This window comes from Pseudoalteromonas xiamenensis, assembly GCF_030994125.1.
GTDB classification, from domain to species: Bacteria; Pseudomonadota; Gammaproteobacteria; order Enterobacterales; family Alteromonadaceae; genus Pseudoalteromonas; species Pseudoalteromonas xiamenensis_B.
The window spans coordinates 3,318,692-3,345,645 of sequence record NZ_CP099917.1; the positions used below are offsets into that span (position 1 = coordinate 3,318,692).

A 26,954-nucleotide genomic window follows, 5' to 3' on the forward strand; every position below is an offset into this window, starting at 1 on the left:
CTTGCTACGAGTTCATCATCACAGCCAGGACATGTGCATTGACATAACTTGCCATTGGGAACGTCATTAATTGAGACTAGTTTACCTAGTTTGTTGCGTGCAAAAATGAGCAATTCTTCATTCCTTGCGCTCTTTATTACAGTTGATTTAAAAATATACTTAAAAATTACGCCTTACTTAACTAAGTATTCCTTAGTACCAATGAGGGCGCTATACTAAGAGAATCTTAGCTATTGAAGTTAGTAGCTAAGGTAATCATGGAATCACCAACGCCCTTACGCCTAAAAGAAGCCCGCAAAGCCGCTGGCTATACGCAACAGCAGCTAGGCATTGCATTAGGTATGGAGCCCAACACGGCCAGTGCAAGAATGAACCAGTACGAAAAAGGTAAACATGCACCAGACTATACAACCATGAAGCGAATCGCTGATGAGTTGGGTGTGCCTGTGGCTTATTTTTATTGTGAAGAACCTCAGCTTGCAGAGCTAATTAAAATTCTAGGTACACTTAGCTCCAAAGAGCAAGAAGTGTTACTGGCATCTCTAAAAAAACGCTAGCAATGTATCGAATACGGCGTATGTCTTCAAAGAAGAAGCTGATTAAAAAATGACGGGTTGTTTTGATTTTAATAAAAAAGGATATTCTAAATACTATGAAATCATGTTCAGTATTACTCCCTAAAAGTGGTAACTCTCAGACAATTACAGAAGTTACAGATGTGCGTTCAATGGTTATAGTCGGGGCAAATGGAGCTGGAAAAAGCCGTCTTGGACATTGGATGGAATACAATCAAGTGGAAGAGCAATTCGTACATCGTGTTTCAGCTCAGCGAGTTGCTCAAATGGACTCGGAAGTCTGGCCTCAAGACTACGAAGAAGCGGAAAGGTACTTATTGTTTGGGAACTCGTCCAACAAACGAAAAGCTAAAAAGGACCCAAAATATGGTCGCTGGGGAGATGAACCTGTAACTGGTATGGCCTGGGACTTTGATTCAGTTTTAAGTCTTTTATATGCAGAGGAGGATAAAAGAAATAGGGAGTATGTTGCCCAAGTAAAAATATCAAAAAGAAAAGTTAAATTGCCTGCTTCATCATTAGATGTGCTGAAGGAAATATGGCAAGAGCTCTTTACTCAGCGTAAGATCGATTTGGTTGGTAATAAATTTATCGCATCGACTGAGCAAGGTGAGGAATACTCTGCTTCAGAGCTAAGTGATGGGGAAAGAATTACTTTTTACCTATTGGGCCAGTGTTTACTAGCTCCAAGTAATTCAATAGTTATTATTGATGAGCCTGAGATTCATATACATAGATCATTACAAAACAGCCTTTGGAATAAAATTGAAGCTTTGAGAGAAGATTGTTGTTTTGTTTACTTAACTCATGATTTAGATTTTGCAGCCCATAGAAATACAAGTGCTAAGATCTGGCTCCGCTCTTTTGATGGCAATTCTTGGGATTGGGAGAAAGTCCCTCAAACCGAACAACTAAGTGAAGAAATTGTTCTTGAGATAATTGGTAGTAGGAAACCAGTCCTTTTTGTTGAGGGAGAAAGAAATAAAAATGACCATAAGATCTATCAAGCTATCTATTCCAATTATCTAGTAATTCCCAGGGGAAGTTGTGTAAAAGTTATTGAATCAACGAGAGCTTTAAGATCTAACCCCTCTTTTCATCATTTAGATGCTAGGGGGTTGATTGATAGAGATTATCGAACAGATGAAGAGCTAGCATCATTAAAAGCGAGTGGTATTGAGGCTATTAATGTGGCTGAGGTGGAAAATTTATATTGTACAGAAGGGCTGATAAAGCTTGTCGCTGAGAGCCTAGAGCTTGATCCGACACTTGCTTTTGAAAATGTTAAAGCCTTTATATTTAAAGAGTTTCAAAAGGAACTAGAAGCCCAAGCTTCAAAAAAGTCTTCATTTGATATCAAGTTTAAATTAAACCTATTCAATGACAATGCCGTTGGCGTAGAAGGCTTATCAAATCACTTCAAAACGGTGACTGAGTCTATTGATATTCAATCGATTTACCAAAGGTATTACAAAGAATTTTCGGATTATATTGAAAATGGAGATTACGAAGGTGTACTAAGATCCTTTAACAGAAAGAGCCTAAGTTCAAGAGTTTCTCGTTTTTTAGACTTAGACAAAGGTAAGTATCCGGAACTAATCTTGCGTTATATTCATAGTTCACGACGGAGCGAAATCATAAAAGAGTTAAGTCGCTATACTCCTGAACTATAAGAACATGCCTATATTTTACGTTATATGTTAGGAAAGATTATTTGACTGTACATTTAACACAGTCTAAACCTAAACTAAGTTTTCCTTAGTTTAGGTTTTAAATGCAATTCCTTTCTCAAACAACTCCTTATCCAGATGAAACCATTGAAAGCTATTTGCTTCGTTTGTCACAAGACAATGGCTACCTTGGTTTTGCTGATATGGCCGATATTTTGTGGGATTGGCTGGTAACGCAAGATCATGAGCTGGAGGGAGCTTTTCCAAACGAGTTGCAATCGGTTGATGTGTATAAGGCATCACAATCAAGTAATTTTCGGGTTCGAGCGCTGCGGTTGGTTGCGCAGTTAGCAGGAGTTGAGGCGTCTAAGTTGCTTAATATGTGCTGGCTTCGCAGTAATACGCAGTTTGGTGCTATCACGGCGGTTTCTCGTGGTGGGTTATTGGTGCCTCGTCAGTTGCTTCGTAAGTCTGGCATTCCTGTTTGCACCGAATGTTTAAAGCAAGATGTGCACATAACTTACCTTTGGCATTTAAGAGTCTATAAAGCCTGTCATAAGCATAATCAGCAGTTAACTAGAATATGTGGGCAATGTGATGCTGAAATTGATTACAGAGCGTCTGAGGCGTTTTTAGATTGTGAGTGTGGCGCTGCAATCAAGCAAGGCCCAAAGGCAAGTCACGCGGACTTGAAATTGGCAAATACCCTTGCAAGTAACGCCGTTGCAAAACTTGTCGGGCTTCTGGCTTGGTTTAGTCAGTGGCGAGCTATCAGCTATCATGACGATGAGTTTAGCGAGCTGTTTGTAAGCTACTTTTCTAACTGGCCCAGTGGATTTGAGGATGAACTAAGTAACACCGCTGAACTTGCTAAAGTAAAACAGCTTAGGCCGTTTAACCACACACCATTAAATGATGTATTCGGCAGCTTACTTAAAGACAGCAAACTGGCCGCCGCTGGCTCGCAAGGCTATAACACGGTGCAGTTGGCCATCATTACATTTTTAACCAAGCTCGTTGAGCAAAACCCAAAGAAAAAGCACCCAAACTTGGGTGATCTACTACTTTCTATGCTTGATGCCGCAGTCATTCTTGGCACAAGTACCGAGCAAGTGTTTAGGTTGTACGAAGAGGGCTTTTTAGCCGCTGCTCAACCACCTAAAAAGAATACATTTTTAAAGCCGAGCGATAACGTGTTTTACCTCAGGCAGGTTATAGACCTACAGCAGTCTTTTGCACCGAACATGCCTAATAACCAACAACAATTCGTACCACCATGGTGATCAATGGAACTGCACACACTACTGCAAAATACCTCAAGCAAAGAGCTTACCCAAACGCTACGAGCGGCATTTGCCCCATACTCTGAACATGTTGATATTACAGGGAGTGAGCCTCAAGCATTGGTGATTTTAATTAACCTCACCTACAAGCGAAAAGACATCAAAGATTTAGCGTGTGTGAGTAGTGCCAAAGCTGCGCTACGCGATGAGCAACACCTTAAAACCTGTATTGATGAAGTGAAGTGGTATCACACCCATAATTTTAAATACCCCGATATTCGAGTCAGCCACCAAAGGCTATTGGCGCAAGTGGTTGATGATGGGCTTAGGGTAGTCAGCAGCGCCAGTTACCCAATGCAATTTGGCTGGTCGCACGATAGCGCTAAAATCAATCATGCTAAGTTGTTTTTAACAGGCTTTGTTTGGTGTGGTGAATATGTGTGTTTGGCACAGCTGCTTGCAAAGCAAGAGGGCTTTTGGGTAGCGCAGTTTAGAGCGCTAGGATTGCTAAAAAAGGATGTGATTGCTGTGTGTGAGCAAATAGTGGCGCAGCTCCCTAATCAAGAACTGCCTGAGCAAATTAGTAATTACACCCCTCAGTTACTTATTCCAATTGAACATGACTATTTGAGCGTATCGCCCGTTGTGAGCCATGCCGTTTTAGCTGCGCTGCAAATGGCAACGCGCAGCGGTTTGCTTAAACGTGGGGTTATTGAGCACAATCGACCCGCAAATGTGGGAGAGCTGCCAAGCGCACTGGGCGGCAGAGTGAACGTGCTTAAATACTTTGCCAAAACCTACAGTGCGACTACCGTTAATGACTACTACAGCCAAAACGAGCAGCGGCTTTTTAATGTGTCGGCATTAAATAGCAAAACAGTGAGTGAGGCTTTGCTAGTGCTGTCAAAGTCAAAGCCTTTTAACACGCTAAGGCAAAAGCGTTTGGCACGTATTGCTGCAACTAAAGCGTTACGAACAGCACTTTATGGATGGTTAGAAAAGCTCATAAAGTTGGCGCAAAACGAAGCGATAAATGACTCAGACTCTGAGCCAGTAAAACTTTTAGCCACGCAAGAATACAAGCAGTTAGAGCTTGTTTTAAGCCAAGAGTTAAATAAGCAAATGAGTGGGCTTAAATACTTAAAGCGTTACGCTTATCACCCAGAACTAATGCCTATCTTAAAAGCACAACTTAGTTATGTGCTATCGCATCAAAATAACCAAGATGATGAATTTGAGGCGGAGCATATTCAGTACGTGCATTGTCAGAATTAACGCGTCTACAACGCTGAGGCAATGCCGAATCCTTACTTAAAGGGTATGCCGTCAATCACCGCGCTTGAAGGTTTGGGGCATCAATTTCAGCGTAAGCTGCAAAAGTTGTTAGGCGTTGGCGTACATGTGATTGGTGTTGCTGCGTATGTTCGCTCGTCTCAATTGCACAACAACAAGCAGTTGCCTGAGCCCAACAAACTCAAAAAAGACGGTCAAAAGCGTGTGCCACTGCGTTCGGCAATTATGCAAATACCCAAGTGCGATATATGTTTTGATTTGGTATTTAGAGTGCAAACTGATAATCAAGCTGTTGCTAACGACTTGTCTGAAAACCTTCTGAAAGCGGCATTTCCATCGCGCTATGCAGGTGGTACGCTTCATCCGCCCTCGTTATATGATCAAGTTGATTGGTGCCAAGTTTATGCAAAACCATTGGCATTATTTGAGCGTATTCGCTCTTTGCCTAAAGGTGGTTCATGGCTTTATCCAACCTCGGTTGAGGTGAGCAGTTTTGAAGAACTAGCTGAGCAGTTAGCGCTGCGGCCCACTATGCGGCCAGCTGCACTGGGTTATTTAGCCCTTGAAGAACCAAAGCCAAGGCAAGGCTCAATCACCCAGTTACACTGCTATGTTGAGCCTGTAATTGGATTGCTTGAATGTGTAGATGCAGTCACGGTTCGATTGTCTGGTGCTCGGCACTTTTTTAATCACGGGTTTTGGGCCATGCATTGCAAAAAAGCATCTATGCTTATGAAAAAAGCCAAGTTTGAGTACGACTAATGAAACTCCCGCGCCAGCTCTCATACACCCGTTCGCTCTCGCCAGGTAAGGCGGTGTTCTTTTATAAAACACCCGAAAGCGATTTTGAACCACTACAAATTGAACGGCAAAAGATCCGTGGTCAAAAGTCAGGTTTCGCCGAAGCCTACAAAAATGAAGCCACACCCAAAGAGCTAGCCCCGCAAGACCTAGCCTTTGGTAATCCACACACCATAGAGCTTTGTTACGTGCCGCCCACCGTGCAACAACTCTATTGCCGGTTTTCACTCAGAGTAGAAGCAAACAGCCTAGAACCTAACGTATGTGGTGAACCGAAAGTAAGTTACTGGCTAACACGGTTTATGAACACCTACAAACAACATGGTGGCTTTGGGGAGTTGGCAAAGCGCTACGCCAAAAACATTCTTATGTGTGAGTGGCTATGGCGAAACAAAACATCACCCAATGTGGAATTAGAGATAATTGGCGAAGGGTTTGACCCTATCAGCATTACCAAAGCAAACCGTTTACGCTGGGATGGCAAATGGCGCGAGGCTGAAGACGCGTTGCATACACTCACAGAAGTGATCCAAACAGGGCTAGAAGACCCATATAGTTTTTGCTTTTTAGAAGTAACCGCCAAGCTCGACACTTACTTTGGACAGGAGATTTACCCTAGCCAATCATTCGCAGAGAACGATGACGTAGCAAGAACTTACGCCTACACCCAAGTAGCGGGTCAAGACGCAGCCTGCCTTCACTCTCAAAAAGTGGGGGCAGCCATTCAAATGATTGATGACTGGTACGATGAAGACGCAAACAAGCGGTTAAGAATTCACGAATACGGCGCAGATTACAAAAACGTAATTGCCAGACGCGCACCAAGCAACCGATTAGACTTTTATTCACTGCTACAAAAAGTGGCGTTATACGTAAAAGAAATGGATCAAAACGGCCTAAAGAATCAAGAGCAAGCCAGCCATATTCACTACATAGCAGCAGTTTTAATCAAAGGCGGGTTATTCCAAAGGACCAAAGAATGAGCCGAAGTTATTTTACCATTACTTATCTACCAAAAAATTGTGACGTAACCCTATTAGCAGGCCGCTGTATTGGCATATTACACGGCTTTATGAACAAACAAAGCTGCAATCACATTGGTGTAAGCTTCCCAAAATGGACCGACAAAGACTTAGGTAATCAGATAGCTTTTGTGAGTGAAGATAAAGCCGCACTTAAATACCTAAGCCAGCAAAACTATTTTGAAATGATGGCCCACGACAAGCTGTTTGAAATATCGGCCATAAAGCCAGTACCAGTCGATACCCCAGAAGTTCGCATTATCCGCGACCAAAGCTTAGGTAAGTTATGCATGGGCGAAAAACGTCGGAGAATGGAACGCGCAAAACGCAGAGCCGAAGCCAGAGGTGAAGAATATACTCCGCAGTACGTGCCGACCGACACAGAAATTAGCGCATTTCATAAAATACCCATCGCAAGCAAAAACAACCAAAACGACTTTGTATTGCACTTAAGGTTAGAGCCAACAGACTCAATACAAAGCACTTTTAACAGCTATGGTTTTGCAACAAACGAAGTTTATAAAGGCAGCGTTCCGGTATTAGCCATTTAAATATCGATCGCTCTTGGAGTGCCGTATATCAAAGAGTTAAGTGTAGATGGTAAAACAAAGGTTATTTACTGAAATTCGACTTAATGGTATGGAATTTATGAAGTTTTAGTCTAACTTTAATAGTGACCTGCCGCATAGGTAGCTGGAAATCGAATGTGCTTTTGTTAGTCTGCTTAGCTTGCGTGACCTGCCGCATAGGTAGCTGGAAATCATTTGGGAAAGCAATATTCCCAACTGGGAGTGTGACTTGCCGCATAGGCAGCTGAAATTAGGCCAGGAACTATACAACCACATCATATGACATCAACCTGCCGAAAAGGCAGCAACAAACATAAAAACCCCGGAATTTACCGGGGCTTTTTCATTACATAGATTCAAATAGGTTGATATGTATTTCATATTTGATGTCTTTATTGTTGGTTAGATTGGCTGACTATAGTTTCGTTATAACAAGCGATATTAAAAATCTATCGTATTGATTAATTTGGTGATATGTTTTTAGAGCTAAGTACCTTTGTCAAACATTTCCAAGGGAGGAAATATGGCGCGTAAGTTAATTGAAAGCACTTTAGGTCAACTATTTGAATTAGCGTCTGACTTTTGGCAATTTAGTGCTTTAGTCAGCGCTTTGCTTGTTCTGGCATCATTTAAGGCCATCTCTTGGGCTCACGAACTGGTCACTGTATCTGGCGAACGTCCAATCACATACCTATTTGAATACTTCTCTTTTTTATTTTATCTGGTACCGATTATCCTTATTGGTTTTGCTTTTGTTTTTGGAAGAAAAGCTTTTGTGGGTTATCTAGAAATTCGCTGAGTTCTTAACTCTCACAAGATGTCATACATGTATGTAAAGACCAATGAATCGCCTCGAGCCAAATTTGCGTTTTTTTTAAAGGTACCATAACCAATGCAGTTTATAACGAATGGGCCCGATATACCTGACGAACTTCTTCAAGCTCATGAAGAAGGGCGTGTTGTATTTTTTTGTGGTGCAGGTATTTCCTATCCAGCGGGCCTACCCGGGTTCAAAGGTCTAGTAAAAGACATATACCGCTTGACTGGGACTGATCTCTTAGCAATGGAGAAGGAGGTATTCAACCGAGGCCAATACGATGTAACTCTTGATTTATTGGAACGTCGTCTCCCTGGCCAACGAGTAGCTGTCAGAAAAAAACTGGCAGAGATATTGAAACCTAAACTTCGCCGCAAAGGGGCATTAGATACACAAACAGCATTGTTGCGTTTAGCCCGAAGTCGAGAAGATAGAGCTTTGCGACTAGTCACAACTAACTTTGATCGTACGTTTCACGCTGCAGCGAAACGTTCAGGGCAGTTATTTGAAACGTATGCAGCTCCTATGCTCCCTATCCCTAAAGACAGCCGCTGGAACGGCTTGGTTTTTTTACATGGATTGTTGCCACAAAAAGAAGACTTGTCTGCATTGCAGAGATTAATTGTTACTAGTGGTGATTTTGGCTTAGCATATCTTACCGAGCGTTGGGCCGCGCGTTTCGTCAGCGAATTATTTCGAAATTATATAGTTTGCTTTGTTGGGTACAGTATCAACGACCCTGTGCTTAGATATATGATGGATGCATTAGCTGCCGATAGGATGCAAGGAGAAGTTACCCATCAAGCTTGGGCGTTTGGTGAATGTGAGCCTGGGCAAGAACAACGCAAAACAATCGAATGGGTAGCAAAAGGCGTCACACCAATACTTTACAAGGTCTCAGGTGATGGCCGCGATCATTCAGCAATGCACCAAACTCTTCAAGCATGGTCTGAAACGTACCGTGATGGAGTTCAAGGAAAAGAAGCTATAGTTGTCAAACATGCACTTGCTCATCCACAAGCTAGTACACAACAAGATGATTTCGTAGGGCGAATGATTTGGGCGATTTCAGATAAAACTGGTTTGCCAGCTAAGCGATTTGCCGAGTTTAATCCAACACCACCACTTGATTGGCTAATCGAACCTTTTTGCCAACAGCGCTTTGAGTTGAAAGATTTGATTCGATTTGGAGTGCACCCGTCCGGTAAAACAACGCCTAACGTTCGGTTTAGCTTAGTTCAGCGGCCTGCACCCTTTGAGAAAACACCTAGAATGCAACTTGTTTCTCGAGGCGACGAAAGCTGTATGTGGGATGATTGTATGTTTTATCTTGCTCGCTGGTTACTTTGTCACTTAAACGATTCAAGGTTGATTATGTGGCTTATGAAGCAAGGGGGAGAGTTACATCCAAGATTTAAATATATAATTGAACAAAAACTAGACTATTATGCTCAACTTGAATTAAATAAAAATCCCTCCGAACTTGACGAAATTCGCTTGCAATCTCCGCAAGCAATTCCGAACCCTATGATGAAAGTACTGTGGCGCCTAATGCTAACAGGGAGACTCAAATCAATTCGGCACACACATTCTCTCATTAGTTGGCAGCAGCGCTTAAAGCGCGAGGGAATGACAGCATCAATGCGTGCTGAATTAAGAGAATTACTAACACCTAAAATTAGGTTAAAAGACGTTTTACAGTCATACAACGAGTTTCACGCATGTCCTGACTCGCCTTTGCAAGTGAAAAAGCAAGTTGATTTTGCACTCGAGTTAACCGCTGATTTTGCTCACTCGACTTTAGATAAGGACGCTGACAAAGTTTGGACGGCTGCATTACCGGACCTTATGGAAGACTTCCAGCTATTACTGCGAGATGCTTTAGATTTGTTGCACGAGATTGGAGAGATTGATGACCGTACAGATCACTCAAATTGGTATCTACCCTCAATTTCGCCGCACCCGCAAAACAGGAGATTTGATGACTGGGTATGTTTGATAGAATTCTTGCGAAAAGGGTGGGAGGATGTATACGCGAATAATCTTCCAAGAGCCTCTAGAATTGGTCAAATGTGGTTCGACATACCCTATCCAACATTTAAGAGAATGGCGCTATATACGGCGAGTTTCAACAATTGCATCATGCCTTCGCATTGGGTGAGCTGGCTTTTGGCTGACGATGCCTGGTGGCTTTGGAGCAGGTGTATCAGGCGAGAGGTGCTAAGGCTTTTAGTTATACAAGGTCACAATTTGGATTCAGATTCCCAGGCTGACTTAGAAAAGGCCATATTGATGGGGCCAGCGCGAGAAATGTTTCAACCCGATCTAGAAGAAAATGATTGGCAAAATTTGGCATCTCGCGCAATTTGGTTATTTCTTGCCAAACTTAAAAGTTCAGGCCTTAACCTAGGCGCGCTAGCATATTCAAAATATATCGAGTTGTCACGGGCAAACCCTTGCTGGCAATTACACTCAGATGAGAGCGATGAGTTTATGTTTTGGATGAGTTCAGGCGATGAACCTGACTATGAGAAGCTTGAAGTTGATGATATAGCCCCACGAAAAAGAAACGAACTCGTTAAATGGCTAGTAAGATCTTTACCAAAACAACGTCCTTTTTATAACGACACTTGGATGGAAGTGTGTAAATCGCGCTTTTATCATAGTGTATTTGCACTGCGCGATTTAACGATTCTTGGTAAGTGGCCTGCCGCCCGATGGAATGAAGCACTGGAGGTGTGGCAAGGGCAGGAACATATCAATCGTTCTTGGCAATGTGTCGCGCCGCTTTTACAAGAGGCACCAGATGGCTTTTTGCTTGAAGTAGCTCATGCCGCAACCAGGTGGCTAGAGAAAGCCGCGGAGTTTGTAAATCTTGACGAGGATGCCTTCCTAAACCTGTGTCAACGATTTACTGCATTGCCAATGGTTGTTGGTACGGGAGCTCGATTAACCCGTAATGGCATAGAGACTCATGACTATTTAACATCTGCGATTAATCATCCGATAGGGCATGTAACGCGTGCGTTGCTTAACCTTTGGTTAAAACGCGCACCGAAGGATTATGATTTACTCCCGAACGATATTAAACCTTTTTTTACGACACTTTGTGACGCAAATTTAGAGCATTTTTGCCACGCAAGAGTGTTGATGGGTAGCCGACTAATAGCATTTTATCGAGTAGACCCAAGGTGGACAGAACAACATCTTTTACCTTTACTAGATTGGAATAAGACCACTGAGGCTATGGCGATATGGCAAGGTTTTCTTTGGTCTCCACGTTTATATGCCCCTTTGCTGAATGCGTTTAAATCACAGTTTCTAGACTGTGCAAAACATTACGATAAATTAGGTGAATATAACGACCAATTTGCGACATTTTTGACGTATTTAGCGTTAGAGCCCCCAAAAGAATATACGAATGAAGAGCTCCGCTTGGTGTACAGCTTGCTTCCGCAAAACGCTTTAGAAAGCGCGGCACGAGCGTTTTTACAAGCACTTCAAGGAGCAGCTGAACGAGCTGAAGATTATTGGATAAATCGCTCACATCGTTTCTGGTTGTATATATGGCCTAAAACACTCAATTTGGTTTCACCTCGCCTTGCAGGTTATTTGGCCCGCACTGCGATTGCAGCTAAAGGAGAATTCCCGACTGCATTTGAAGCGGTAAAGGACTGGTTACAACCAACGGACAACCCGAGTCACGTAATTAATGTGCTATACGAATCCGGTTTATGTACACGGTTCCCATTAACCGCATTAGCGTTGTTAGATGCGGTCGTTGAAGAACAGCAATGGGCACCGGAAGAGTTAAATCTCTGCTTAACCGAAATCGTAAATGTTGAACCACAGATAAATGAATATTTTCAATACCGCAGACTTTACGAGTATTATCAGCGTAACCGACTAGAGTAAGGACTTATCAAGTTGTTAACGCATTTTGATCAAAAGTAATATGTTATACATTTACTAAATAGTTGTATCTCAGACCAAATGAAACGCAAAGACAAATAAAACCTATTGCGGCTAATGGCCCTTTAGGGGAGCCTAGAATAAATGTTGTAAACGATCGAAATAAACCACCTAAACCGACGGGTATCAATATATACATGAATATATTTGAAAGAGTTAAGAATCCGCCAGTTAATAACAATAATGCAGCTATAGACCACAAAGATAGAAAAGCTGGACTCTCTACAAGAATTGGAAGACTATTAAAGTTAAGCATTAAAAATCCCAAACCAAGCATTACAACTGCGGTAATTATTTTTGCAATTTTACTTTTTATATACTCCCATGTGGATGTAATGTCAGAATCAACGCGACTTTGAACTCCTGAAAAATATGCCTTGGCTTTTTCATTTGCCTTTTCACGCCATGATTCTGGCATAAAATAATCAAGCCCCATCAAAATGCTAGCGGCTATTTGAAACTTTAAAACTAGTAATTGTTGCTCGGGTGTCAACTTGTCCTCCTAAATATATAACAGCTTTATTGCAGGGGATTTCCCCTATTTCAGCGCGAAAACGTCCTTATTTTATGAGTTTCTATTAATAGCAAAAAGCATAAGTTATTGCTAACTATATATTCTGATTTATGCAACTTATATAATAAATATGTAAAAAAGAGGAAAGTATCCTCTTATTCGTTCTAAGTTAAAAAAGACTCATCTGAGTGACCGGTTATCGCTTATTCGCGACGCTCGACTAGACTCGTTTTGGGGCAGAAGCGAGTTACGCTGATTGCCCGCTTTTGGGACATTTTGATTTGTAGAATACACAGGCTTCTCATAGCATCAAGTTGGTCAACTAGTAAATTTTGCGTGGATTGGACAAGGTCGGTAACTTTTTGCAAACTTAGGCTTCATTGTTATGTCAACTTATGCTTCAATCATGCTGCTAAGCTGTTGATGTATGTTTGGTATTTTATGCAAACTTACAGTTCAAACTGCAAAATGATGTTTGCTGTTTGAACTGTAAGTTACTTCAAACTACAAAACATGTCTCTTGTATTAATATCGTGATTGTAAGAAAGCATCTCAGTGCACTTTTGCTAGTGATTTCAATTATTTTAGAGTAAATTTTGCTATTTGAGCTTCATTTTCTTAACGCCTTGATGTTGCAGGCGTACGGCTTTTTTCAATAAATTTTGGAATTTGGGGCAATCAAATTGATTGGCTTTTGGACAATGAGCTACATGTCGCAATGTATCACTGATTACACTTAATAACGCGATACTCTTTTCAATCTCTTCCGCTTTTTCAAGCAACTGGCTTCTGTCAATTTCAGCATTTAACCCAGACTCAAGCAGCACACAGATTTCATCCAGCGAAAAACCACCAAACTGCGCTAAGGAAATGACAGACAATTTTTCCACAACATTTGCCTTAAATATTCGCGTCAGCCCTTTGCGCCCAATTGGTTTGATAAGACCTTTTTCTTCGTAATAACGAATGGTTGAAGAAGGAACTCCTGATAATTTTGATACTTGCTGAATATCTAGTTCAGGTTTTTCGCTCATACCTCTTGACCTCAAGTCGACTTGAAGTCGTAGTATAGTTTTCAAGCCGATTAACTTCAAGAGGTTCCCTATGAAGTCCTCTCTTAGACGAAAAAATCAAGAACCAAAGACAATATCGCACCGTATGATCTTAGCTATGCTGGCATTTGCTACGCTATTACCTTCGCTTGCAATCAGCAGCGTGAATCTCACATTCCCCATTCTTGCCACACAACTGGACGTATCATTTTCACAAGTTCAATGGTTGACCATAGCTTATATGTTAAGTCTGACGTCAACCCTAGTCATCGCAGGCAAAGTCATTGATGCAAAAGGCGAGAAAAAGGTACTTATTATCGGGCTAATGATATTCATTGGCGCATCCATCGCTTTAGGTACGAACACAGATCTTTACCATTTGATTTTTTTCAGAGCTATCCAAGGCATCGGGGGCGCAATGCTAATCGCAGTAAATATGGTGATTGCGAGCAAAACATTTGAAAAGAACAAAGTTGGTTCCGCAATTGGGTTGATTGGCAGCATGTCAGCAATCGGTACAGGAGCGGGTCCAGTGGCGGCGAGCTTCTTGATTGAATATTGGAGCTGGCAAAGTGTATTTCTAATCAACATACCTATTGCCGCTGCAATCTTAGTTCTTGCCCTTTATTACTTGCCAGCTAATAAAACCAAGACGAGCCAGTCGATAAATTACAAGGCCGCCCTTCTGTTTTTTTAACAATTGCATTTTCAACCACAACCTTAAAAACAACAGAGTCTGGTTTGGGCAGTTTTACTCTAATTTTGACAATGGTTTCCATCGGCATGTTAGCAGCCTTTGTTACCTATGAAAGGCAAACAAATCAACCCTTATTCAATGTGGAAACACTAAAAGAACCAACGCTATTAATCAGCCTATTTACAAATTTCTTGATCGCTAATGTCGTCATGATTTCTCTTATCATTGGCCCATTTTATCTGACATTGGCGTTACAACTATCAATTGTAGAAACGGGGTTCGTCATGATAGCTAGCCCTGTCACGGTTGCCATGTTCGCCTTTCTGTCCGGTAAGTTAACTAACAAGATTAATCTAGACAACTTGGCACTTGTTGGTATCACCGTGATTACCTTGGGTGCAGTATGGATGACACAGATAACCGCAACTGACGGCACTATAGGTTACATAATTGGACTGGTGATTATGGGCTCTGGATATGCGACTTTCACCTCAGCGAACAATACGCTCACTATGTTAAAAGTTAATTCCAGCAACAAAGGTTTGCTTTCCGGTACTTTAAGCTTATCTAGAAACTTGGGACTAATGATAGGAGCTACAATAAGCAGCAACTTATATTCATTCATCACAGGCTTGTCTCAACAAGCAGAGCCTAGCCCACTTCTTTTGTCTGACGGCGTAAACATGGTGTATTTCGTCGCACTTCTAGCCCTATTTACGGCTTTAAGCATTCAATTTTTTAATAAGCAGACTAAGGGTAAGAACCAAGTCAATACTGCCTAAAACCCTTCATTTTTAAACAACCAAAATAGAGGTTAACTACGATGAAAAATACATTAAATGAAGTCATTAGTGAAATTCAATCGCATTGGCAAGGGTTGAACTCTCATACAGTTGAACAAACGCGAGCACAATTGCAGCGATTGGCTCAAACCCCAGTTACAGAGCCGTGGTTTGAGCGTTTACTTCAAGAAAAACCAGAAAGCCAAGAGTTACATCGGGATGATAAACTCGGCTTTATCTTGCTTGCCCACTTTGAAAAAAAGGCGCTATACAGAGTTCCTCATAATCATGGTGCAGGATGGGTCTTTTACGCTTTACATAGCGGGGAAATGGAAGTTTCAACCTATAAACAAATAACTAATCAGGACGGCCATACGACTCTCGTTAGTCGAGGATCAAATATTGTAAAACCAGGCAACGTGACGACCTACCTACCAGGGGATATTCATGACACCGAATGCCTATCGGATTGGGTGTTGATGTTTCGCTTAACCAGTTGCGACTTTAAGGAAGAAAAAAATCAGGCCGACTGATTCAGTTCAAAAATCATATTCGTAATAAGTAATTGTAGAAAGTTTACGCTTATATGCTCTATAAAGTTCCCTCTGGCAATTTATAGAGCTAAGATTGGCGTTGTGATCAGTGTCATCTGTTTTACTAATTTTTGTCGACGGATTAAATAAGTAATACGAACACTTTCAACCTCCTGAGTTCACAATATTTAAACTGCTAACCTAACTCGATTTGGGTCAGAAGCGAGTTACGCTGATGGTCCGCTTTTGGGATATTTTGATTGGCAGAACACACAGGCTTCTCATCGCATTTAGTTAGTCGATAGTAAAGTCTGCGTGGATTGGACAAGGTCGGTCACTTTTTGCAATGTTACACTTCAAACTGCAAACAGTTCGAAGTGAAAGTCGCTACAATCTCCTAAAAATATTCCATCCCCACTTAATATAAAATCATTATGAAGTTTATCAAGTTAATATTTTTATTCAAAATCCAACCGTAATATAAATAATCACTCGAACATTAAAATTCATACCAAAATCAAGTTACTTTACACCTGAATTTTTTGTCGATTTCACCCAGTAGCAAAGCTTTAAATTCGATAGTCAATAAAAGTGAAATTCGGCGAAAATTTCAAAGCGAAGTTAGTAGGATGCGAAGTTAGGTTATTCAGCTTTCGGCAAAAAATAAAACAATCACTGTTCAATTGCTTGACTTGCTTTAAAAGCGAAGCATCATTGTTTTATAAGCCATAAACTCGTTATGCCATACAAAAAATTTGACTCCTTTATCTTGGAATGAAACTTGTGGTAATGAACAAGGTTGAGGAAAATATCATATCGAGTTTTCATAACTAGCCAACGATGGCTAGTTTATGCACATGGCGTGGTTATATTGTAACTAATAGCGGTTGATTGGGTGAAGATATATTGCTAATTTTAAGAAATTTTTAAATGAAATTTTACTAATCGTATTTTTAATTAATCTTGCTAATTGACCTTTGTCTCTATTCATTCGTTCAGACATACGTGCTGCTGTACAATTATCTGAGGTGTAGCATTGGCTAGAACAGGTGATAAGGCTATTGGAAAATCAAGTCAGTTTGTTTTTTCGATAGAGTGTAGTTTGGATGCCCAGACCTGTGAGTAAGTTGTCTGTACAAAAGGTTACATATTTGAATGTTGGAAAGGTGTCGTTAGTGCCAATGCCATTGATTTTTATGGGATGAAAAAAATAATATGGAACTGCTTGAACAATTAAGAGGAATCGCGATTGCCTCGCAAGGATTGCAGTCGGAAGTTAAAGCACATGACGACTTACTCGCAACTAAACAAGCCATTAAACATTTAGGTTATGTGCAAATCGACACACTGAGTGTTGTTGAACGAGCACACCACCATGTGTTGTGGAGTCGAGTTCCAAGTTATCAACCTGACTACCTAAATCAACTTGTAAAACAACAATCTATTTTCGAATATTGGTTTCATGCTGCGGCATATTTACCGATGGATGACTATCGATTTGCACTCGTCAAAATGAACAGCATACGAAATGGTGAAAGCCCATACCATCAAAAGACCAATCCTAAATTAGAGCACGAAGTTCTCTCGCGTATTAAGTCTGAGGGGCCTATGCGACTTCGAACACTGGATAACCAAGGTGGGGGAGGTGGCAGTGGCAGCTGGTGGAATTATGGCCCAGTGAAGCGCACCATTGAACAACTTTTTATGCGTGGTGAACTGATGGTAACGCAGCGACATGGAATGGAGAAGGAGTACGACTTAGCAGAGCGCTGCTTGCCAAGCGAGCTTAATACCAGAGTACCTACAATCAGCGAATTCGCAGAATATTTATTCAATACGACGAAACGGGCACATGGTGTATTCAATTGGAAACAACTCGTTCATCTACGAAAAGGACAATCACTGAGAGAGCAAATGCGACAGCTCCTTCTTGACCATGTGCAAACTGGTGATATTAAGGTCATTAAACAAGAAAAAGGGGGAGATCTTTACGTTGAGAGTCAACTTCTTGAGCAGACCACGTCTCCCAATAAGTTACTTAAGATTTTATCGCCATTTGATAACTTGGTGATCCATCGAGAACGACTAAAAGCGTTGTTCAATTTTGACTATAAAATAGAGTGCTATGTGACGGCGAATAAACGCCAATACGGGTATTTTTGTTTGCCTATTTTATTCGGTGATAAATTAGTGGCGCGATTGGATTGCAAAGCGCACAGAGCAGAAAAGCGGCTTGAGGTCATTAGTTTACATCTAGAAAATGTGGTCTTTAATGAGCAGGCATTCTTTAGTGCCTTGCTAGAAGAGCTTGAAAAATTTGCACATTTCAATGGTTGTGTCACGCTCAGTCTCGATGCCATTGGAGAGCATGCATTGAAATGGCACGCTTAAATATAATTGCAGGCTTTTTAAACCTTTCGAAAATTGCTCTCGTCTTATTCAAAAAGACCGGTATGCGAGATTGCAGATCGTTGGGTTATTGAGTCCTTTATAGTTATAGACAAATTCACACCTGCCATCCTTAAATCTCAACTTATCGCGATTGAAAACAACAACTGGCCTTGCCAACTATTTAGGGATAAGAACATGAATTTGGTTACCCGTCTCAAGCGAAGTGTGATTTTTGTCTTAACACTCGGCGTATTCGGCTGCGCATCAGACAATCAAAATGAACCTCAGGCCAAGTATTTGGTAAGCGATGTGGCATTTGTAAATGGTCACATTTTTAGCGCTGAAAATGGCTTTGTGGATGAGGTATTCATCGTAAGAGAAGGTTCTGTAATTGCAAATGTTGACAATTTAACATCGGATTTTTCTGGAAAAGTGGTCAACTTAGCGGGGAAGTGGGTGATCCCTGGACTTATTGATATGCATACGCACTCGTATGGTAACTTCATTCCAAATGCGAAAAATGACTCTCCCGGCACAGAAATCATTGCTCAACGTGTGCTTAAAGCTGGCGTTACTGGATTTGTAGACTTGTTTGGCTACGAACAAAAGCTATTAGAGGTAAGAGCAAAGCAACGCAGTGGCGCATTTATTGGTGCCGACATGTATGCCAGTTTAACCTGTTTCACTGCGCCAAAAGGACATTGTTCCGAATATGGAATTCCAACGCGGACCGTGACGACGGTTGAAGAGGCGATAAGCCAAATGGACGACCTCGCGCAATATAAACCCGATGTAATTAAAATTGTGTACCAACCGACTGACGACCAACCATCTATATCCAAGGAAATCTTTGCGCAATTAGTGAAATCGGCAGATGAATTTGGCATCAAAACAATTGTACATATCAAGACATGGCAAGATGTAAGAGATGCCGTTGAGGTTGGCGCGAGTGCGATTACGCATGTCCCGCGGGGGGAAATTCCTTTGGATGTGCTTGTGTTGATGGCAAAGTCGGGAATGACAATGATACCGACACTGGCTGTTCACAATGATTTTATCAATTTTCTGTTCGACGACTCCGTTTTAGATGCGCCGCTATTGAAACAGTTGGTGCCTGAATCGCTCATCGCAGCATATCGAGCCCCATCCCTTTTGGAAAAATATAAAGACCGTAAGGCTGAATTTGAGGAACGTAATCGAATCGCGTTTGCTGCTGTTAATGCAATGCATAAGGCTGGCGTTCGAGTTTTAGTGGGTACGGACGCTGGAAATTGGAATACGGTTCAAGGCTACTCCGTGCACCGCGAGATGAAATTACTGACTGAAGCTGGGTTTACACCAGAGGAGGCAATCGCGGCCGCAACAACGTACTCTGCTGAATTCTTAGGAATAAAAGTCGGTACAAATGAAGGAGAGCGAGCAAATTTTGTTGTGCTAAACAACTCACCAACCAAAACTATCCTAAATACTCAGGACATCGCATTTGTCGTGAAAGATGGCGAGGTGGTGGTTCCAAAAGAATAGCATTGTTGAAGTTTTGCGAGGTTTAGTTGCATACATCGAGAGTCGTCTTTTTTCATCGTAATCCTTTTTAATTCAATGCGATTAAATAGCGTTGTGTTAGATTTGGGTAATTCTTTGTGCTTACGGTCTCCTGTTTGTGGTAAAACAAAAACAGGCGTGTCGATATGCACATAGAATTCATTGGATTTTGTGGGTTTGATAATTCAATAGAACAGAAAGGAAGTTGAGAAATGGCCATCACTTTAAGAGACATCACGAAAGACAATTGGGTTGATATGATTAACCTTGAAATTTCAAAAGAACAAGAGCGCTTTGTCGCGCTGCCTTCTGAAGCGATTGCAGCGTCTAAATTCTATGACCACTATATAAACCGTGGTATTTACTTTGGTGATAAACCTGTTGGTTTTATTCAATATTACCCAAATTTAGGCGATGGAAAACCGAACGAAATTTTCATTGATCAGTTGCTCATTGACGTTAGTGTACAAGGCCAAGGTTACGGCACCGAGGCGGTCAAATTGGCTTTAGAGGAAATTAAACAATTAAAAGGATTCAATTCAGTCTCAATTTGTTATGTTGAGGGTCATGATGTGATGAAAGCCTTTTTTGAACGTTTTGATTTTAACGTGGTAGAACAAGACGAATTTGATGAAACCATTATGGAATTGCATTTCGCGTAAGCCTTTTTACACTATTTGCAAAAACGTGTAGTTTTAATCAGAGTTGGAGATGAACTTTTGGAAACCGTTCAAGCGTATTTAGTGAATGCCTTTACAGCCGATGGAACAGGCGGTAATCCAGCCGGTGTTGTGTTACACGCAGACTCATTATCAGACCAACAAAAATTGGCTATCGCGAAAGAGGTTGGCTTTTCTGAAACGGCGTTCGTATGTCAGGATAACGAAGTTGATTTCGCCGTGTCGTTTTTTACGGTGACTGATGAGGTCGACTTCTGCGGTCACGCAACGTTAGCCGCGTTTTCAACGATGTATGCTCACGGTTTAATCACTGAGGGGCACTATATCCAAAGAACTAAAGCGGGCTTACTTGGTGTAAATGTCGATGCAACGGGGCATGTAGTGATGGAGCAACGACTGCCCGAATTTAAAGACGTATTTGACTACGAGCTCATTGCGCCGCTTATTGGTATTGAAGCTGAACGTTTAGCGTCAACCAATCTACCTATTGAAGTGGTTTCAACCGGGTTGTCAGATCTAATCGTCGCGGTTCCGTATGGCAGTCTTGATAGTCTTATCGTTGATGAGCCGAAACTCATGGCGTTTTGCAAGGAGCATAATGTGGTGGGATTGCATGCGTTTGAATTATGTAATCAGGAGCACGAAGTCACAGCGAGTTGCCGGAACTTTGCACCTTTGTTTGGTATTTCGGAAGAATCTGCGACGGGGAGTTCAACCGGTGCGCTAGCGAGTTATTTAACTAAACACATTGACGGTATAGAGACGCAATTTTTGTTTGAGCAAGGTCGAGCCATGGGCTGTATGTCAAAGTTATCGGCGTCTATTAAACTTCAAGGACAAACAATCACTCAGGTTAGGGTAGGCGGTTTTGCGAAGCAGTTTGATACTCAAACTATTCACGTTTAAGGTGCTATTTGAACTATTCTTTGAATTGAGGGAATAGATAAGAACAATTGAAATCAGAACCGAAGCCCGTAGCATAGAATAAAATGACGCAGTAAGAATGTTTATATATGATCACTAAGTTGAACCAAGCTAATAAAGATGTTGCACGTCAGATATATAATGTTTTTCAGCGTTCTTACGCCATAGAAGCCAAACTTATAGGCACACAACATTTCCCCCCATTATCTCGTCGTGTTTTAGATATTGCTGACTCTACCACCCATTTTTTTGGTTATTTTGAAAATGAAGCGTTAGCAGGGGTTATCGAGGTCTCACTCCAGTATGAGCAGTTAGACATTGACAGTTTAACGGTAGATCCGGACCATTTTAAAAAAGGAATAGCGACTCAGCTGATTCACTTTGTTTTAGCGAATTTTGAGCATACAGAAGCAACAGTGGAAACGGCGGCTGCTAATGCTCCAGCCATTACTTTATATCAAAAACAAGGGTTTACAGAATATAAGCGTTGGACACCATCGCACGGAATAGAAAAAATCGCGTTTTTAATGAAAAGCTCGACGGTCGAGTCAATGTAAGTTGAGTGTGTAATATTCATTTGAAATCCAATGTATTAAAGCATTAAACGGAAAATCAAAAAATTGTATGTCACAACAAGGAAAAGCAACGCGTGCTTGCTCGTCTTGTATTGAGCGAATGCTTATTGGGTCCGATTCGCGACTTGAAATAAATCCATCTTCTTCACTCTTGCTCTATTCAAAAGACGACTCTACAATGCCGCGCCCCTGATACTGGGGTCTTTTTTGGAGTGTTATCGTGAATCCCACTTTTGCCAATCCAGCCCCTCTCGGTTTAATGGGCTTTGGAATGACAACCGTTCTTTTGAACATTCATAATGCCGGTTTTTTCCCAATTAGCGCCATGATTTTGGCGATGGGGCTTTGTTATGGCGGACTCGCTCAGATAATCGCGGGTATTATGGAATATCGTCGCAATAATACATTTGGTATGACAGCTTTCCTATCTTATGGTCTGTTTTGGTGGAGTCTGGTGCTGACTTTAGTTTTACCTAAAATGGGTCTGGCAGAGCCAACATCACCAGAATATATGGGATGCTATTTGTTTATGTGGGGTGTGTTTACCTTGTTTATGACATTAGGCACGTTTAAATACAACAAGGTGGAACAAGCTATTTTTGCTGGTTTAACGTTGTTGTTTTTCTTGCTGGCCATTCGCGATTTCACAGGTCATACATTGATTGGTGTCATTGCGGCATATGAAGGTATATTCGTGGGCTGTTTGGCCATTTATCTTGCTATGGCAACGGTTTTAAATGAACAATTTGGTCGTACTGTGTTGCCAATTGGCATGCCAAAATAATGAGTATTGATCTGTAATTCAAAGCACTCCGATTTCTCGGTGAGTGTTCATTTTATTTCAGACCACACTGCATAATATCGATTATAGAAGCAGTGTGGTGGATCCCTCCAAATACCATTTTGGAGGGCGACATCTCAAAACGTATAAGAAAGCGCTAGGTATGCGGTTCTTGGGTCTCCAGGATGGATCTGAGTTTTTCCAAAGCGGACTTCGTTTTGGAGAATGTACTTGTCGTTGCCGAGGTTTGCGATTCGGGCATTAATTGCGAATGCATTGGTTATACGATAGTTGAGCTTCAAATTCGATGTGGTATAACCATTGAAACGACGTTGATTTACTTCGTCACCGTAATAGTCACCAATACTTTTTATCTCAATCTGTGCAGAAAACCCCGATATAAACGTTGGCGTGTAAATTAGACGCAGGTTAGCGATGTAATCAGGCGCAAGCGGAAGATCGTTACCATCTAATGTGATTGCCTTAGAGTCGCCCGTATTCGCATCAATTCGGCCAGCATCTTGCGTGTAATCGACGTAGGTGTGACGTGAACGGCTAGCAGCTAATGCGAGTTGCCAATGTTTGGAAATCGGGTAGGTTAACGCCAGCTCAATCCCTTGATGTCTTACTTTGGCAGCATTGACGCGATACGATGCACCAAAGTCGTCATAGGTGGTTACAATTGCATCGTCGACATCCATGCGATAGAACGCCGCTTCGACACTCGCATTAGTAAAATTATGTTTATAGCCAATCTCATAGGTGTTTGACGTTTCTTCTGAAAGTTGTCCAACTTGCGCACTGCTATCTTGCGTTTTTAATTGGTACAGTTCAGCTGCGGTCGGGATCCGGATTGCGTTGGCAAAACGTGCATACACATTCGCATCCTCGTTCAATCGATAGTTGATGCTCGCTTTGGGTGATAAGTGGGTGATACGATCTTGGCGGTTGGCAAGAGAACGATTACCAAAACCATCGTCGTCGTATTCCTGTAAATGATTATTTAATTCATATTCATTAATGTCATATCGCACCCCAACCAACAACGAAAGTACGTCAGATAGCTCTGATTGATGCTGAAAATAAGGTGAAATATTTCTGAATGTGACCCGATTGTCGTAAAAAATGTGACCTTCAGGATAAAGTTTACCGTTCCAACCAGAGGTCGAAACGGTGTTTGCTTGATACGAAAGGCTATCGCCTTGAGTAATTTCTAAGTCGAGACCGAGAATACTTTGCTGTTCGCGCGAAAAGTTAACACGAGACATAGCGAGCAAACCTACACTTTTGTTGGTCGTTTCCATTTGCGGCATGTTAGGCTGCCATGTTGCAATGTAATCATTGGTACGGTAACGCAAAAACGGTATAGCAGACCATTCAATGTTGTCGTCATTGACCACCACTGAACTACTTAATCGGAGGTAATCGGTCTTACGGCGCGGATCAACGGCCTCAATTGCTTCGGGTAACGCGGATTGTGTCGGATCGTTAGCGTATTGTTCCGGTGATAATGCGCCGGTCAGTTGTTGGTTTAACGAAGACGCTATCAGGTGAGTCGTTATTGCCGTATGGGTGTTGATGAATGTGCGGTATTTAGCGTTGAGTTCGTATTTTTCAACAGCAGAATGGGCTCGCCAGCCACCATTACTCAAAGAAGCAATCGATACACCGAGATGGTCTTTCTTTTCAATCGTCATTTGAATTCGTTGATAACCAACATCGCCAAAAGTAGCGGCCATGTGTTTACGGTCGCTAACGAGCGGTGAAGATATGACATTGACGGTGCCAGCGACGGCTCCAGAGCCATAAAGGCTAGTGCCAGCTCCTTTGATGACTTCAATACGTCCTAGATCCGCATTACTGCTCGACCACCAGAGCGCGTTATGGCTATAAAAAGCGGCACTTTGCAGCGGCACATTATCCTGTAAATAAAGTGTGTAACCACCATAGTTCATTGGCATACGAATAGCCGAATTGTGGCCTTGTCCGCCAGCTAATTGATTGACTAACACACCAGCGACAGAGGCGAGAGTTTCACCGATATGCTGCGGGTTGTCTTGCTTAATCGTGCCGTTAGCAACAACAGAAACACTGAGGGCTTGGTCTACGTTTGCCTCTGCAACTCGGTTTCCAGTCACCGTAATCGTTTCAATAGGTTCAGCCGCATCACTATAGGGTGCAAATAGGCAAGCGTTGACGGCTAGGCAAACGACAGATAGACGCATGGGGTTCGGTTTCCTTGAGAACCAAATAAAATGTGCAGGGCAAAGTAGTTGAATCTACTATGACATTTCAATGTGTAAATTGGTAAGTGCGTACAATAACATAAAGCGATACATTTGAGCGTGAGAAAACTTGAGCAAGTATTTAAAATTCATTTGATTAGCTTATCCAACACATCGTTTTCTCGCATATTTTTAATTGTTATAGTGAGCACGCGGTAATTAAGCGCTATGCGCACAATTGCACGCAATTCGTCATGGATATATCCAGCAAAGAAGGCGAAATACTTAGTTACCATCTGCAGAGTTTGTTGCTATTCGGCACATAAAGGAGCGAACATGAACACGTCAATTACGATTTCAAACGACATACGAGCCCTTGATTTAGAAATTATTCATGACTATCTCGCAAATCAATCTTACTGGGCTCAGGGTAGAACAATGGCACAGGTGCAACAATCCTTAGAACACTCCATGTGCTTTGGTGCCTATGTTAATGGTGAATTAATCGCCTTTGCGCGAGTGATCACAGATACGGTCGTTTTTGCTTACTTACTCGATGTATTCGTTTTGGAAAACCATCAAGGTAAAGGCGTAGGGAAACAATTGTTAAGCCACATTTTGAACCATGAAAAGTTACAAACCGTAAATTGGTTACTTCGTACCAATGATGCGGCCGCACTGTATGAAAAGTTTGGGTTTCAAGTCATTGATGCGCCAGAAACGTATTTACGAAAGTCCGCGTTGATTTGACAAAAGTTAACCAGTTAACCTTAGCGTGGGGTGTGCACACTTTTAACGATAGCTAATTGAGTGGTCTGTTCACCCTTCATTGCGGCATTGCCGCACAGCCAACTCATTCACCACGCATTTTCCTGTCACTTCTAACCGCAACACATTGTTTTAATTTTATACTCGGCATTTTCGTGGCGATCTTCGTTTTCAAGTCCAAGATATAGTTCACTTTTCTCTTAATTCTGCAGGCAAGGAAATCGAGGCATACGCTATTCGTCCAACTTAATTAACATAACAAGTGTTGTGTTAATTGTTTTAAGTGTTCTATAATCGCCCCCGCTGGGCGTCCATTGCTGCTTTTATCATCAGGTGAGAGGCATAAAATTCCCTGCAAATAACGTCAATTTCCTCGTTGTTAAATTGGAGAACTGCATGAAATACTTTTACCGACTGCTCCTGACGCATGCCTCAGTACTCGGTGTAGTTACGTTGTTGATGGGCTGCGAACCGTCAGACCAATACAATTCCAAACCGGTTTCAAGACCGGTCAAACTGTTCGCTGTGGGCAGTGGACACATCCAAAAATCGCTCCGCTACCCGGGTAGCGTGTCAGCGGTTAAGCAATCTGTGCTCGCATTTGAAGTCCCGGGAAAAATCATTGACGTGCGAGTCAATGAGGGTGACTTGGTCGAAGCGGGTGATGTATTAGCCACGCTTGATGCTAGAGACTATCAAGCTCAACTTGAGCGAGCTGAAACAGAGAAAGACATAGCCAAGTTGGACTTTGAGCGTTTCAGCGCAGCCCTCAAAGCAAATGCGGTAACCACGCAAGCGTATGAACAAGCAAAAAGTGCCTTTGAGGTAGCCGAATCCGGGTTAACCCAAGCGAAAAAGGCGCTCGACGATACGCGATTGATCGCCCCATTTTCTGGTCGAATCACCAGTAAAGAAATCGAGCAGTTTGCAACGGTTTACGCGAAACAACCCGTTATGCACATTCACAGTGACACTGAACTTGAAATGGTGGTCGAAGTGCCTGAGGTCGATTGGGCAAAAGGGCGGAATGTTCGGTCTGCGAGGGAGATCAAGTTGGAAGATCAGCTTTTTGTCGAAGTCAGTGCGCTCCCCAATGAACGTTTCGACGGTCAAATCACGGAGTTTTCTGGCAAGGCAGACTCAATAACGCGCACATTTAAAGTGACCGTGGGATTTTCCTCCACTTCCAATCTTTCTATAAGCCCAGGGATGACCGGACATGTACTTTATCAACCTAAAAACACGGATGGCAAAGAGGGGGCGCTCTATATACCAGTGGATGCTGTGCTTGGGGAAACGGACAGCTCTCCATTTGTTTGGCGTTTAGATAATGAAACAGGCGCAGTATATAAAACCCCAGTGGAGCTCGGTGCAATCTCAGCGGATTTGGTTGAAGTGAAACAAGGCCTGGAAAAAGGCGACCGTATTGCGACTTCGGGGCTATCTAGCCTTCGCAATGGCGCATTAGTTCATGCTTTAGAGGGCTAA

Annotated in this window: 22 protein-coding genes and 1 pseudogene; 20 read left to right on the forward strand and 3 right to left on the reverse strand. The window is 42.0% G+C overall.

The annotated features are described in order from the left end of the window. Positions 1–257: 257 nt before the first annotated feature. From NI389_RS15490 to dsr1, 9 genes and pseudogenes are all read left to right on the forward strand, one after another. Positions 258–557: a helix-turn-helix domain-containing protein gene (locus tag NI389_RS15490; protein WP_308360708.1), complete on the forward strand. Its 300-nt coding sequence runs from the start codon at positions 258–260 to the stop codon at positions 555–557. A gap of 95 nt (positions 558–652) precedes the next feature. Continuing rightward, complete coding sequence (locus NI389_RS15495; protein ID WP_308360709.1) at positions 653–2,248, forward strand: DUF4435 domain-containing protein; 1,596 nt, start codon at positions 653–655, stop codon at positions 2,246–2,248. A 101-nt stretch (positions 2,249–2,349) separates the two neighbouring features. Continuing rightward, on the forward strand, positions 2,350–3,528 hold the full coding sequence (locus NI389_RS15500) for a TniQ family protein (protein WP_308360710.1): 1,179 nt from the start codon (positions 2,350–2,352) through the stop codon (positions 3,526–3,528). 3 nt (positions 3,529–3,531) lie between these two features. Further along, positions 3,532–4,803 carry a hypothetical protein gene (locus NI389_RS15505; protein WP_308360712.1) on the forward strand — a complete coding sequence of 424 codons (1,272 nt, stop codon included), beginning with the start codon at positions 3,532–3,534 and terminating at the stop codon, positions 4,801–4,803. A 12-nt stretch (positions 4,804–4,815) separates the two neighbouring features. Then, positions 4,816–5,583: pseudogene (locus NI389_RS15510) on the forward strand (type I-F CRISPR-associated protein Csy2); the annotation flags it as partial. After that, positions 5,583–6,605, forward strand: a complete 1,023-nt coding sequence (csy3, locus tag NI389_RS15515) for a type I-F CRISPR-associated protein Csy3 (protein WP_308360713.1) — start codon at positions 5,583–5,585, stop codon at positions 6,603–6,605. The pseudogene NI389_RS15510 and the gene csy3, both read left to right, overlap by 1 nt. After that, a complete protein-coding gene (gene cas6f / locus NI389_RS15520; RefSeq protein ID WP_308360714.1) occupies positions 6,602–7,195 on the forward strand; it encodes a type I-F CRISPR-associated endoribonuclease Cas6/Csy4 in 594 nt (197 codons plus the stop codon). Before csy3 ends, cas6f begins: the two co-directional genes overlap by 4 nt. 541 nt (positions 7,196–7,736) lie before the next feature. Further along, a complete protein-coding gene (locus tag NI389_RS15525; RefSeq protein WP_308360715.1) occupies positions 7,737–8,012 on the forward strand; it encodes a hypothetical protein in 276 nt (91 codons plus the stop codon). Positions 8,013–8,105: 93 nt separating this feature from the next. Continuing rightward, on the forward strand, positions 8,106–11,945 hold the full coding sequence (gene dsr1, locus NI389_RS15530) for an anti-phage defense-associated sirtuin Dsr1 (protein ID WP_308360716.1): 3,840 nt from the start codon (positions 8,106–8,108) through the stop codon (positions 11,943–11,945). A 43-nt stretch (positions 11,946–11,988) separates the two neighbouring features. Here dsr1 and NI389_RS15535 read toward each other — a convergent pair whose 3' ends face one another. Together NI389_RS15535 and NI389_RS15540 are read right to left on the reverse strand one after the other, a co-directional pair. After that, positions 11,989–12,495 carry a hypothetical protein gene (locus NI389_RS15535; RefSeq protein ID WP_308360717.1) on the reverse strand — a complete coding sequence of 169 codons (507 nt, stop codon included), beginning with the start codon at positions 12,493–12,495 and terminating at the stop codon, positions 11,989–11,991. A gap of 620 nt (positions 12,496–13,115) precedes the next feature. Next, positions 13,116–13,550, reverse strand: a complete 435-nt coding sequence (locus tag NI389_RS15540) for a helix-turn-helix domain-containing protein (protein WP_308360718.1) — start codon at positions 13,548–13,550, stop codon at positions 13,116–13,118. Between the two features lie 70 nt (positions 13,551–13,620). On the opposite strand from NI389_RS15540, the gene NI389_RS15545 reads away from it, so the two are divergent. The 9 genes from NI389_RS15545 to NI389_RS15585 all read left to right on the forward strand — a co-directional run bounded on the left by NI389_RS15545 (position 13,621) and on the right by NI389_RS15585 (position 22,476). Beyond that, positions 13,621–14,265 carry an MFS transporter gene (locus NI389_RS15545; protein ID WP_308360719.1) on the forward strand — a complete coding sequence of 215 codons (645 nt, stop codon included), beginning with the start codon at positions 13,621–13,623 and terminating at the stop codon, positions 14,263–14,265. An 86-nt stretch (positions 14,266–14,351) separates the two neighbouring features. Beyond that, entirely contained in the window at positions 14,352–15,047 is a 696-nt protein-coding gene (locus NI389_RS15550) for an MFS transporter (protein WP_308360720.1), read from the forward strand. A 41-nt stretch (positions 15,048–15,088) separates the two neighbouring features. Further along, positions 15,089–15,580, forward strand: a complete 492-nt coding sequence (locus NI389_RS15555) for a hypothetical protein (protein WP_308360721.1) — start codon at positions 15,089–15,091, stop codon at positions 15,578–15,580. A gap of 1,215 nt (positions 15,581–16,795) precedes the next feature. Beyond that, a complete protein-coding gene (locus NI389_RS15560) occupies positions 16,796–17,971 on the forward strand; it encodes a winged helix-turn-helix domain-containing protein (protein WP_308360722.1) in 1,176 nt (391 codons plus the stop codon). A 195-nt stretch (positions 17,972–18,166) separates the two neighbouring features. Continuing rightward, entirely contained in the window at positions 18,167–19,495 is a 1,329-nt protein-coding gene (locus NI389_RS15565; RefSeq protein ID WP_308360723.1) for an amidohydrolase family protein, read from the forward strand. Between the two features lie 230 nt (positions 19,496–19,725). After that, complete coding sequence (locus tag NI389_RS15570) at positions 19,726–20,175, forward strand: GNAT family N-acetyltransferase (protein ID WP_308360724.1); 450 nt, start codon at positions 19,726–19,728, stop codon at positions 20,173–20,175. Positions 20,176–20,232: 57 nt separating this feature from the next. Continuing rightward, a complete protein-coding gene (locus NI389_RS15575) occupies positions 20,233–21,099 on the forward strand; it encodes a PhzF family phenazine biosynthesis protein (protein ID WP_308360725.1) in 867 nt (288 codons plus the stop codon). A 107-nt stretch (positions 21,100–21,206) separates the two neighbouring features. Continuing rightward, positions 21,207–21,674 carry a GNAT family N-acetyltransferase gene (locus tag NI389_RS15580; RefSeq protein ID WP_308360726.1) on the forward strand — a complete coding sequence of 156 codons (468 nt, stop codon included), beginning with the start codon at positions 21,207–21,209 and terminating at the stop codon, positions 21,672–21,674. Between the two features lie 238 nt (positions 21,675–21,912). Then, positions 21,913–22,476: an acetate uptake transporter gene (locus NI389_RS15585; RefSeq protein WP_308360727.1), complete on the forward strand. Its 564-nt coding sequence runs from the start codon at positions 21,913–21,915 to the stop codon at positions 22,474–22,476. Between the two features lie 134 nt (positions 22,477–22,610). On the opposite strand, the gene NI389_RS15590 is transcribed toward NI389_RS15585, so the two are convergent. After that, complete coding sequence (locus NI389_RS15590; protein WP_308360729.1) at positions 22,611–24,698, reverse strand: TonB-dependent receptor; 2,088 nt, start codon at positions 24,696–24,698, stop codon at positions 22,611–22,613. A gap of 336 nt (positions 24,699–25,034) precedes the next feature. Here NI389_RS15590 and NI389_RS15595 point away from each other — a divergent pair, with 336 nt between their 5' ends. Continuing rightward, entirely contained in the window at positions 25,035–25,448 is a 414-nt protein-coding gene (locus tag NI389_RS15595; protein WP_308360730.1) for a GNAT family N-acetyltransferase, read from the forward strand. A gap of 414 nt (positions 25,449–25,862) precedes the next feature. After that, positions 25,863–26,954: an efflux RND transporter periplasmic adaptor subunit gene (locus NI389_RS15600; protein WP_308360731.1), complete on the forward strand. Its 1,092-nt coding sequence runs from the start codon at positions 25,863–25,865 to the stop codon at positions 26,952–26,954.

Bases quoted from the DNA above. Each gene is read 5' to 3' on its own strand.
- NI389_RS15490 (WP_308360708.1), top strand. From the start codon at position 258: ATGGAATCACCAACGCCCTTACGCCTAAAAGAAGCCCGCAAAGCCGCT.
- NI389_RS15525 (WP_308360715.1), top strand. From the start codon at position 7,737: ATGGCGCGTAAGTTAATTGAAAGCACTTTAGGTCAACTATTTGAATTA.
- NI389_RS15500 (WP_308360710.1), top strand. From the start codon at position 2,350: ATGCAATTCCTTTCTCAAACAACTCCTTATCCAGATGAAACCATTGAA.
- NI389_RS15555 (WP_308360721.1), top strand. From the start codon at position 15,089: ATGAAAAATACATTAAATGAAGTCATTAGTGAAATTCAATCGCATTGG.
- NI389_RS15550 (WP_308360720.1), top strand. From the start codon at position 14,352: ATGTTAGCAGCCTTTGTTACCTATGAAAGGCAAACAAATCAACCCTTA.
- NI389_RS15600 (WP_308360731.1), top strand. From the start codon at position 25,863: ATGAAATACTTTTACCGACTGCTCCTGACGCATGCCTCAGTACTCGGT.
- NI389_RS15545 (WP_308360719.1), top strand. From the start codon at position 13,621: ATGAAGTCCTCTCTTAGACGAAAAAATCAAGAACCAAAGACAATATCG.
- NI389_RS15505 (WP_308360712.1), top strand. From the start codon at position 3,532: ATGGAACTGCACACACTACTGCAAAATACCTCAAGCAAAGAGCTTACC.
- NI389_RS15570 (WP_308360724.1), top strand. From the start codon at position 19,726: ATGGCCATCACTTTAAGAGACATCACGAAAGACAATTGGGTTGATATG.
- NI389_RS15560 (WP_308360722.1), top strand. From the start codon at position 16,796: ATGGAACTGCTTGAACAATTAAGAGGAATCGCGATTGCCTCGCAAGGA.
- NI389_RS15540 (WP_308360718.1), bottom strand. From the start codon at position 13,550: ATGAGCGAAAAACCTGAACTAGATATTCAGCAAGTATCAAAATTATCA.
- cas6f (WP_308360714.1), top strand. From the start codon at position 6,602: ATGAGCCGAAGTTATTTTACCATTACTTATCTACCAAAAAATTGTGAC.
- csy3 (WP_308360713.1), top strand. From the start codon at position 5,583: ATGAAACTCCCGCGCCAGCTCTCATACACCCGTTCGCTCTCGCCAGGT.
- NI389_RS15580 (WP_308360726.1), top strand. From the start codon at position 21,207: ATGATCACTAAGTTGAACCAAGCTAATAAAGATGTTGCACGTCAGATA.
- dsr1 (WP_308360716.1), top strand. From the start codon at position 8,106: ATGCAGTTTATAACGAATGGGCCCGATATACCTGACGAACTTCTTCAA.
- NI389_RS15595 (WP_308360730.1), top strand. From the start codon at position 25,035: ATGAACACGTCAATTACGATTTCAAACGACATACGAGCCCTTGATTTA.
- NI389_RS15565 (WP_308360723.1), top strand. From the start codon at position 18,167: ATGAATTTGGTTACCCGTCTCAAGCGAAGTGTGATTTTTGTCTTAACA.
- NI389_RS15590 (WP_308360729.1), bottom strand. From the start codon at position 24,698: ATGCGTCTATCTGTCGTTTGCCTAGCCGTCAACGCTTGCCTATTTGCA.
- NI389_RS15495 (WP_308360709.1), top strand. From the start codon at position 653: ATGAAATCATGTTCAGTATTACTCCCTAAAAGTGGTAACTCTCAGACA.